Annotated in this window: 11 protein-coding genes; 5 read left to right on the forward strand and 6 right to left on the reverse strand. The window is 49.9% G+C overall.

What is annotated here, in order from left to right; genetic code table 11:
• Positions 1-99: 99 nt before the first annotated feature.
• Positions 100-492: a hypothetical protein gene (locus H261_RS21750; protein WP_008622014.1), complete on the reverse strand. Its 393-nt coding sequence runs from the start codon at positions 490-492 to the stop codon at positions 100-102.
• Positions 493-704: 212 nt separating this feature from the next.
• Complete coding sequence (locus H261_RS25145) at positions 705-2042, reverse strand: hypothetical protein (protein WP_152427047.1); 1338 nt, start codon at positions 2040-2042, stop codon at positions 705-707.
• A 494-nt stretch (positions 2043-2536) separates the two neighbouring features.
• On the opposite strand from H261_RS25145, the gene H261_RS25150 reads away from it, so the two are divergent.
• The 3 genes from H261_RS25150 (at position 2537) to H261_RS21760 (ending at position 4464) form a co-directional block, all read left to right on the forward strand.
• The gene (locus tag H261_RS25150) at positions 2537-3238 is read left to right on the forward strand and encodes a hypothetical protein (protein WP_152427048.1); all 702 of its coding nucleotides are present in this window, start codon (positions 2537-2539) and stop codon (positions 3236-3238) included.
• A gap of 215 nt (positions 3239-3453) precedes the next feature.
• Positions 3454-4191 carry a hypothetical protein gene (locus H261_RS25155; RefSeq protein WP_152427049.1) on the forward strand — a complete coding sequence of 246 codons (738 nt, stop codon included), beginning with the start codon at positions 3454-3456 and terminating at the stop codon, positions 4189-4191.
• Positions 4192-4218: 27 nt separating this feature from the next.
• A complete protein-coding gene (locus tag H261_RS21760) occupies positions 4219-4464 on the forward strand; it encodes a hypothetical protein (RefSeq protein WP_008622016.1) in 246 nt (81 codons plus the stop codon).
• An 82-nt stretch (positions 4465-4546) separates the two neighbouring features.
• Here the strand turns inward: H261_RS21760 and H261_RS24225 are convergent, their stop codons facing one another.
• Positions 4547-5305 (reverse strand): EAL domain-containing protein, encoded by a 759-nt coding sequence (locus H261_RS24225; protein ID WP_008622017.1) that lies wholly within the window; start codon positions 5303-5305, stop codon positions 4547-4549.
• Positions 5306-5432: 127 nt separating this feature from the next.
• Positions 5433-5897, reverse strand: coding sequence for a DUF1465 family protein (locus H261_RS24230; RefSeq protein WP_008622018.1), 465 nt, complete (start codon positions 5895-5897; stop codon positions 5433-5435).
• A 341-nt stretch (positions 5898-6238) separates the two neighbouring features.
• Here H261_RS24230 and H261_RS24235 point away from each other — a divergent pair, with 341 nt between their 5' ends.
• Positions 6239-6481: a helix-turn-helix domain-containing protein gene (locus H261_RS24235; RefSeq protein WP_081609030.1), complete on the forward strand. Its 243-nt coding sequence runs from the start codon at positions 6239-6241 to the stop codon at positions 6479-6481.
• Between the two features lie 142 nt (positions 6482-6623).
• Here H261_RS24235 and H261_RS24240 read toward each other — a convergent pair whose 3' ends face one another.
• Positions 6624-7019: a Fur family transcriptional regulator gene (locus H261_RS24240; protein WP_081609031.1), complete on the reverse strand. Its 396-nt coding sequence runs from the start codon at positions 7017-7019 to the stop codon at positions 6624-6626.
• Positions 7020-7324: 305 nt separating this feature from the next.
• Between H261_RS24240 and H261_RS21775 the strand changes: the two genes are divergently transcribed.
• Positions 7325-7705 (forward strand): response regulator, encoded by a 381-nt coding sequence (locus H261_RS21775; RefSeq protein ID WP_008622021.1) that lies wholly within the window; start codon positions 7325-7327, stop codon positions 7703-7705.
• An 84-nt stretch (positions 7706-7789) separates the two neighbouring features.
• On the opposite strand, the gene nrdR is transcribed toward H261_RS21775, so the two are convergent.
• Complete coding sequence (gene nrdR / locus H261_RS21780) at positions 7790-8251, reverse strand: transcriptional regulator NrdR (RefSeq protein WP_040477176.1); 462 nt, start codon at positions 8249-8251, stop codon at positions 7790-7792.
• Between the last annotated feature and the right edge of the window lie 407 nt (positions 8252-8658).

Consider the following 8658-nt stretch of genomic DNA (forward strand, 5'->3'; position numbering starts at 1 on the left):
TTAGTTTGATGAATGAGATTGTTTCTGAACCGCCTGAATGCCACGCATGAAAAAGCCCCGGCGAATTTCTCCGCCGGGGCTTGATGATAATTTAATCGATCACTTCTTCTTGCGACCGATTCCCTTCTTTTCGGCGGCCACTTTATCCAACTCAGAACGTTCGTAGATCAACTTGACCAACTTTTCGTCGCCGCCATTCGCCGCGTCGATCAGTCCCTGGAAAAGTGCTTTAAGATCGGCAAGGTTCGCAGCTTCAAACCACTCCGTGTCGTTAATGATCAGCGGTGACCGCAGAATTTTGAAACGGTAAGCGTCACCGGACTTGGTGAACCAAGCGGTCCGAGAATTGATCTCGCCACCATCAATGGCAGCCTGAACCATTTCCTGCTGCTCACGCACCTTCTTTATGAACCGAGTGACGGGGGTGCTTTTTGAAGCGGTAGGGACGCGGGTCGGTGCAGGTGCTGCTTTCAGCTTGTCCAGGAACGACATGTGTTAAGCTCCATTAAGTTGCCCGTGCGGCTCATGTAGCCACAGTTAATTTGCTGCTGACATCATATAGCGGCGAATTCAAGCGGGCAATCTTTGCATGCTCAAAAATTATGCGGGAGATGGGTGTAGTGCTTGCTCAGCCACCTTTGCGGGTCGGAGTAGATGTCAAAAGTCCCGAAATCATTCTCCTTCTTATATATGGTGACAGGGGTTTAGCCCCCGAACATGATTGCATCCTTCTTGGAATTAAATCCCTTGAAGTATGTGACCCCGATGTCATCTATATGGGCCATTGCAACCCATGCTGGATTTTTACCAATCCAGTCTTTGACCGGTTCACCATGGTCATAATCAACATGTAGATCATCATTGAAGTAGATGCCTTTTTCATCCGCAAGAAGCCTCACAATGCGATTTACAATTTCATTGAACTGGTAATCAAGCGGGCCATATCTCCGGTCGATATCGGTGTTAAGCGTGTGTGCTTTGACCGCCAGACCATAAATTAGTTCCTGGTCAGCGTGGTCATTGAGCCAAGCACCAAATATCTTCACTTCTCCAGGGTCCATTCGATTGAGTGGCATTGTCGCGACCAAGCGTTTGGCTTCGGCCTCGATGGCTTCGGCCGCATTCTGAGGTACCGCTACCTTGTCAGTCCGTTGACCAAGGGCACCAGTGTCCGTATCGGTCTCCTGTTCATCGGTAGGGAGTGGTTCACCACCAGACGGAGGAGGATCATCTTCGGGTTCGCCATCATCGTCGGCATGCTGCTCATCAGCAGACAGATGTTCATCATGGTCAGGGGCATCACCGGTTTCGTCGTCTGCCGCCGTAAGGGCATCGTCACCATCATCAACAGCTTCGACTTCCTCGCTGTCGTCAGCATCGGGTTCGTCGATGCTATGGATCGCATCCTCGACCAAGATGCGGGCTTTGGCCTTTTCATCCTCTGACGCCAAACCAACCACGGCACGCTGGATGATCCGCCACTGCCGCTTGCTCAAGCTGATCACGGATTTCGACTTGGGTCGGGCAACCGACTTGACCTTGAACCGGTCAAGAATGTCGTTCACCCCCTTGTACTGGTCCCACCACGCCCCGAACCCATCTGGCTCGATTCCAGCCTTGGCCGCGATGCGAACAAGGTCAACGGCCTTGGCCAGCGTTGATGATGGGTATTCGGCCTTGGCCTCGGGCGAGCCGTGCTTCTCGCAATACAGTCGCTTGGTCATCTCAAGCAGGTACTTGACCGGTAACCGCCACGGATCGTCCGCACAACGCTTATCAACCTTCACTTTGTTGATGTTCTTAAATGCGGCTGGTTCGATGTTTATCGCGGACCATGCAAATCGGAATATGCCTTCATACTTTGCCCTGGCATGTTCATTCCGAGTTTGAGCGACAGCCAAATCAGCTTCAAGCCACAGCTTAATGGCATCATCCGCCAACTTAAATAAGCTCGGCTTGTTTATGCGAGGATCATCTTCCTCAAACTCGGAACTGGTCACTGAGTGATCAGTTTCGCAGATCGCATTCAAATCGTTTGTCATGGCACGCTACCTTCTGATGGCACGACAAACATTATCAGGAGAGATTAACGTTTTCAATCTTGGTTTACGAGTGGCTTTTGTTGCCAGCATTTATATATTTCAAGAAATACAGGCTTAATCAATGCAAGAAAAAATCGCAATTCATGTTTTTATGGGCATCATCGCCGCTACGTCATCCGCGTGACGCATGCCAAAGAAGTTTTCGGTGCCTGAAAATATTTTTTCAAGCCGCAAATACTGCCTAACTATATGCCGCACATATCATTCAGGTTGCAATGGGCGATCTCAAAGGCTGTTTGTATAAAAATTTTTTCATGATCGAAATGCGGATTTTGTATTGATAATCTTGATTATAACAATGTTTCACATTATCGTTTTTTGTTTGACGAATGTGCAATTAGCTTCTTACCATATGTCGTGTCGCAATCATGCCAACAAAGCATGCTTTCATCAAATGTGATGATCAGCTTTAAGGCGTAAGTGGGGTGTTGAAAATGAAATCGAGCCGGTTCAACGTCTATTACGAAAACGACCCATCAAACAGGAAGTGTTTGTGCGGAGCAATAAATACGGTCTGGATGCAGGGCCTCGCAGCCCGAGCGTATCCGTACAGCATTGGTGATATTGACAAGATTGCCAAAGCGATCAGTCGGGAGGTTTCCTGTGAATCAGTAGATGAAGACGATGGGACGAAATGGGTAACTGTCGAATTAAAGGATGAGGATGAGGATGTGGTTTTGGCCAGATTTGAAGGTGACGGAACCAACGTTGATTGGGTCTGCTGGCTAACTGATCACGTCCCAACACCTAAAATTGAAGCAAGGTATGACTATTACTCATGGGACGGTGAGTGTGCCATTGGTCCTGTGTATTGCGTCATTGGCGGTGATTTGTTCATCGTAAATGGCGGAGAGAGTGGTCGAGGCACGCTGTATGATGAAGGAGACAATTTCGGAATTAATGAAGTGACACGCGTGTATGTCGAACAAGTATGGTCTGATGCACACGACATGGAACGCGTGTTAACCGGAAAACATACTTTCGAATTGTCAGTTAGCAAGTGGGAAGACGATGACTACGATGAAGTAGATAGCGGGCATCAATTGTCCTACACCGCCGATGAAGTCCGCAAGATGACCAAGCCAGATTTCAAGAACGAAGTTCTTAATGTGGTTTCAAGTTGGTTTGAGCGGTGAGCAGCAAACGCTGTCGCTGGACACATTGCTTGTGAATGTGTCCGGTGGCAGCGGCAGTCCAAAATGAGTAGCGGAGATGATGCCTCCGTGCAGGACATCTTTCGATCAAAGGCAGAACGTCTGACGGCGGCTAGTATCGATCAGTTTTGGAGTGCATGGATGGAACATCCAAAAGCCCTGCATGTACGGCTTCAGCTACAGCTATGGGGGCAAGCATGAGTGTTTCAATCGGCAAAGAACAGCAGCTTCGATTAATTGATGAGTTCCGCAAATATGCGGCTAAGAATTTTGATCAAGGTGCGGAACTCGTAGTTGATGCTGTTCCATTCGTGTTCCCGGCCGAGTTAGATATTGAGATACGGTGCGATCTTGATTTTTACAAAATTCCTGACTTGATGCTTCTTAACGTGGGGAAGCTCGTAAACATAATCAGGAATGAATGCGGAAACACGCTGGCATTATTATGCTGCGGCAAGTGTTCCGATGGTGGGTTTGCTGTCATATACACTGCTACAGTAAATGTGCTTGGGAGTGTTTTCGAGTATTCGATACAGGAAAGCAATGATGTTACGATAGGATTTGATCCAGTCTATGATGTCAGATACGTGATCGGTGTGCTGTCATATATTCAGCAGCCGACCATCTATGCGGACTTAATTGATGTCGATGAATCTACGCAAAAGTCTCGCAAGAAGCACGGTAAGCGTCCGCTTCCGGCCTACAGAGTTATCAGACCAGGGCAAACCATCGTGCGGCACCGTCCAGTTGAAGGCCGAAGCCATGAGGGCACAGGCACGGGCACTCCCAAGTGCGGTCACTGGCGGCGAGACACAAAGTACGTCCGCAAGGATGGTCGTGTAATTTATCGTCGGGGATGTGCGGTCAAGGGAGGTCCTTGCGATAACCGTCCGGTGCTGGTTTTGCCCCCCAATCCCGTCGAATGGTCAAGCTAATGGCTATCAAACTATGGAGTGCTGAAAATGGCTGAAAATTTGGTTGGGATGGTTGTTGCGATTAGCGACCTGATCAATGACGGCGATGAATACAGGGATGACATAATTGGCATCGGTAGACGCATATTGTTTGTCATGAATAATGATGAATGTTCATCGTTCGTTGGTCGCGTCATCGGCGATGACCAGATGGTTGTGGAAACCGTATTTCCGCCCGTTAACGCGGACTGCGAAGTTATGTTCGGCGGCTTCCAGTTTGATCAACGGGACTAATCGTGAAGGAAGAGGATACGGCAAGCCGCTGTGAAATTATTTCGAATACGGTATCGATGTGATTTCCACTTGCTATTGACCGTTAAAGGATAAGGTTGATATCAGAGTCTTTGACAAGAGAATTGACAACGGGCCGTGAAAAAAGAAATCCTTGTACATAACGCACACCGGCATCACGAAGAACTTTTAATTCTTGAGTCCGCTCCACTCCCTCGGCGACAACATCAACACCAAGCTCCTGACATACCTTTATCATTCCCAGGGCAATTGTACGGCGTCGTTGATCGTGGTCGATGTCGCGGACCAGTGCGATGTCCAATTTCACGACATCAACAATCATCTCTGCCAGCACATTAAGACCGGCATAGCCCGCCCCAAAATCATCAAGTGCCACCCTGAATCCATGGCGGCGGTATTCCTTGATGATGCTAAGCAGATGAGGGGTATCTGTGATCCTTTCGTCCTCAGTAATCTCAAAGGTAATGAGATCGAGGGGAAAGTTGACTCGTTCCGCAGCAGCCAAGGTGGCACGTATACATGCCTTGGGATCATAAACGGCATTGGGTAGGAAATTGATGCTCAGACGCCGGTCCAAGCCCAAGCTGGCTGCAAGTTCGATGGCCTTGACCCGGCACGCCTGATCGAATGCGTAGCGGTTGTCAGCAGTCACTTGAGAAAGAACGCTCATAGCAGGTTGGCCCTCTGGACCTCTCACCAGTGCTTCGTAGGTCGATATGCGTCGCTCATGCAAATCCACAATTGGCTGAAACGCCATGGTGAAAGGAATAGCAAAACCCTTTCCCTCCAGGCACGAGTGGCAACCAGATTTTGAATGGCTCATGGCTTCCTTGGACCGTTCGTTCGCGGCAGCGTGGATGATGCGAGATTTGCTGTCGCTTTGCTAATTTTCTGCCGCATTTTGAACCGTCACCAAGAAACTCTGAGTGACTTTTGGGGATGGCAGCGGGTCAATGTTCAGTTTCAGCGTGCCCGAAATTAGCGTCTAATTCCTCGTTGTTAGATGATGGGGAATGACGCGTTGCTGTGCGAGCAAAACTTGTTTCCAGCCGCTCGATCCGCAGAAAAAGTTTGTGTGAACGATTCAATAGTGATCGTAATTCATCAGAAATCACGGCATCATTAGAATGCGATGTGTCAAGGCACACATCATGCCCCGATAGCCTAAATTGGTTTTCCATCGCATATTCTGCGGAAATCTCACCGTTATGAACTGCACGCTGGAACATCAGCCACGACATAACTTGAGTCAGACGGCTTGTTAACCGAAAAGTTTCATTGGTTATCCGAAGCCCTTTAACGCCATCTACTTTTTGCCGGTCCCACCATTCGGTTTCCATCATGAAGGTCCGAGCTTCAACCAGCAGAGCCATGGTTTCTTCAATAGGGCCGCGAAAATATGCAGTTGTTTGCATCCTCGCACCTCATGCCACCACCAAGACGGGCGAATGTTTCTTAAAATGCTAACATGCGAAGTTCCGTCATCATATGCCAATCAAAACCAAATGTCATACTTCAGCCCAGCCAGCCATATGCAGTATTGCGGTTATTTCCTGATAGATGGATCTCGATCATCGTGGTTCAATCCCCTCGTGGCTTCCTCCCAAGACGAACAGCCACCACCAATGTGGATGCCCCCCGCCTTTTTATCCGGCCGTCGAACGGTTCCTCTGTCGAGTGCTCGCCGTTTCGAGGCCGCTAAATCTTCCCATTTAGTTACCTTCCAATAATCGCTATTTTGCGATACGGTCTGTCCATGGAATGGAAGGTCGAAACCCTCAACGAAGTCGTGGACGAGTTCGAGATTGCGGAAACCCTTATCCGTGCCCGGCAACGGGCGGGTCTATCTCAGGCCGAAGTCGCAAAAAGGATGGGCACCACCCAGTCCGTGGTTGCACGGCTGGAAAGTGGCCGTTCCCTTCCTTCATCGACTTCACTGGCACGCTACGCCGCCGCCACAGGCAGTCGCCTTCATGTTGAGCTTCTTCCTGGTCGCTGAATTCATCACGGTTCCAGAGTTGGCTCCGTCACCAAGATGGAGGCGATCTTGGGTTCATTTATCAAATTACGCAAACCGGGCAACGATTTCACCGTCCAAGGTTTCCCTGTCCCCTGGCTGAAGGCCCCCTGGCTATGATGGACTATTGGTCCTCCTGCCGATCTTCTGGTGTCAGTGGAACTCCAAGAAGCTCAAGGCGATGGCCGATGACCTGATAGCCGTAATCTGCGGCAATCTTCTTTTGCAAAGCTTCAATCTCAACGCAGGAGAATTCGATAACTGCCCCTGAAGTTACGTCAATCAAGTGATCATGATGGTCACTTTCGGCCTCTTCGTATCTGCTCTTTTTCCCATCGCCGAAATCGTGCCGTTCAAGGATGCCTGCTTCCTCAAAAAGTCGCACGGTGCGGTAGACAGTGGGAATGCTGATATGCCGATTGATCTCGGCTGCACGGCGATAAACTTCATCGACATCAGGGTGGTCGGTTGCATCCGATAGGACGCGAGCGATAACTCGCCGCTGGTCCGTCATCTTCATAGATTTTTCAATGCAACGCTGCTCGATACGAGACGGGGGCGATTCATCCACGGCTCACTTCCTGTCGCATTTCATTCACCTGAACAAAACACATACCACAAAAGAATGATGATGCAAGTTAATCGCAATGACTGCGATTTACAACTTGATGGCTGAGCGGCTGCCCCCGGATGTAGGCGGTTACCATTGATCTGATTGGCTCGCCACGGGGGAATGCGGCAGATTCTCAATCTCATTTGCAGGTGACCAAACTTTAGCTTACATACTTATGGTGCGGATGTGTCTTGAATTTTTGGAGCCTCTCAATGCGGGACCAATTGCCCAGGAAGACCATACTGATCATTGAGGACAACGCCCTCAGTTTAAAGCTTTTTAATGACATTCTTCAGGCCAGAGGCTACTCCACCCTGCAAGCAATGGATGGTCGCGAAGCCAAAGAGATTGTCGAGCAGAGCCGCCCAAATCTTATCCTTTTGGATATCCAGTTGCCGGGGGTTTCCGGCCTAGATTTCGCCCGCGTACTGAAGGAAGACGCTGAACTTCAAGCGATACCTATCATCGCGGTAACCGCGTTTGCTATGAAGGGTGACGAGGAGCGAATCCTTGAAAGCGGTTGTGACGCCTACCTCGCCAAGCCCATCTCAATTGAAAAATTCCTGAACAAGGTGACTGAATTTTTGGGATAGCTATTTCTGCCGTAAAGGGGGGGCTTCCGGGGGAAAGTAACGGGGATATTGGCCAATACCTTGTAGGCTTATCGTCATGCGGCTTTAGTCATCGCCTTGCCGTCCCATCTTCCCCAGAAAATCGCCAAAATCCTTGGCTTCGCGGAAGTTTCGGTAGACCGAGGCGTACCGCAAATAGGCCACCTGATCCATCTCCATCAGCACATCCATGACCAGTTCGCCGATGAGCTTGGACGGAACCTCGTTCTCCCCCAAGCTCTCCAGGCGGCGATGGATGCCATTGACGATGCGTTCGATCTGTTCCTCATCCACGGGACGTTTCCGCAAAGCGATCTGAAGCGATTTGACCACCTTGTCGCGGTCAAAGGTAGAGCGGTTGCCGTCCTTCTTGATCACCACCAGATCGCGGATTTGAACCCGCTCGAAGGTGGTGAACCGCGATCCACAACCTGGACAAGCTCGGCGGCGACGGATGGCCGCATTGTCATCGGTAGGGCGGGAATCTTTCACCTGGGTGTCGTCATGTCCGCAAAAAGGACAACGCATGCTCGCCTCCCCCTCCCCCCAATCGATGTTCATGCAGATCATTCAGGAAACGGTCGCGGCCAGCAAGAACAGCGGCACTGCCATCCCCAAAAGGAGGAGGCTCTGTCACAAATTTTAACGCGGCTATGGATTGAGACGACTTGTAACAACGGGTGCATCCGAGTGCACGATGGATTGACCCAATGGACATAGGCTTGCCATACTTTTGGTAGAATTATGTTCGCCGGTTGCGAGATAGGCTGAAATCCGAAATGGATGACAATTGGGCCAACCAGGATGTTGAAACCAATGGCCTCAACGGCCTGTTGATGCTCGCCAATTCCCCAGAATGCCGCCGCATCATTCAATCCATCATCGACCATCTTCCGTGCGGCGTAACGCTGTTCGATCAGAACTTGGAGATGATA

The sequence above is a fragment of the Paramagnetospirillum caucaseum genome (genome assembly GCF_000342045.1).
In the GTDB taxonomy this organism is placed as follows: domain Bacteria; phylum Pseudomonadota; class Alphaproteobacteria; order Rhodospirillales; family Magnetospirillaceae; genus Phaeospirillum; species Phaeospirillum caucaseum.

Excerpts from the sequence above, each read along its gene's own strand:
- H261_RS24235 (WP_081609030.1), top strand. The coding sequence starts at position 6,239 with ATGGAATGGAAGGTCGAAACCCTCAACGAAGTCGTGGACGAGTTCGAG.
- H261_RS25155 (WP_152427049.1), top strand. The coding sequence starts at position 3,454 with ATGAGTGTTTCAATCGGCAAAGAACAGCAGCTTCGATTAATTGATGAG.
- nrdR (WP_040477176.1), bottom strand. The coding sequence starts at position 8,251 with ATGCGTTGTCCTTTTTGCGGACATGACGACACCCAGGTGAAAGATTCC.
- H261_RS21760 (WP_008622016.1), top strand. The coding sequence starts at position 4,219 with ATGGCTGAAAATTTGGTTGGGATGGTTGTTGCGATTAGCGACCTGATC.
- H261_RS24225 (WP_008622017.1), bottom strand. The coding sequence starts at position 5,305 with ATGAGCCATTCAAAATCTGGTTGCCACTCGTGCCTGGAGGGAAAGGGT.
- H261_RS24240 (WP_081609031.1), bottom strand. The coding sequence starts at position 7,019 with ATGAAGATGACGGACCAGCGGCGAGTTATCGCTCGCGTCCTATCGGAT.
- H261_RS25145 (WP_152427047.1), bottom strand. The coding sequence starts at position 2,042 with ATGACAAACGATTTGAATGCGATCTGCGAAACTGATCACTCAGTGACC.
- H261_RS21775 (WP_008622021.1), top strand. The coding sequence starts at position 7,325 with ATGCGGGACCAATTGCCCAGGAAGACCATACTGATCATTGAGGACAAC.
- H261_RS21750 (WP_008622014.1), bottom strand. The coding sequence starts at position 492 with ATGTCGTTCCTGGACAAGCTGAAAGCAGCACCTGCACCGACCCGCGTC.
- H261_RS25150 (WP_152427048.1), top strand. The coding sequence starts at position 2,537 with ATGAAATCGAGCCGGTTCAACGTCTATTACGAAAACGACCCATCAAAC.
- H261_RS24230 (WP_008622018.1), bottom strand. The coding sequence starts at position 5,897 with ATGCAAACAACTGCATATTTTCGCGGCCCTATTGAAGAAACCATGGCT.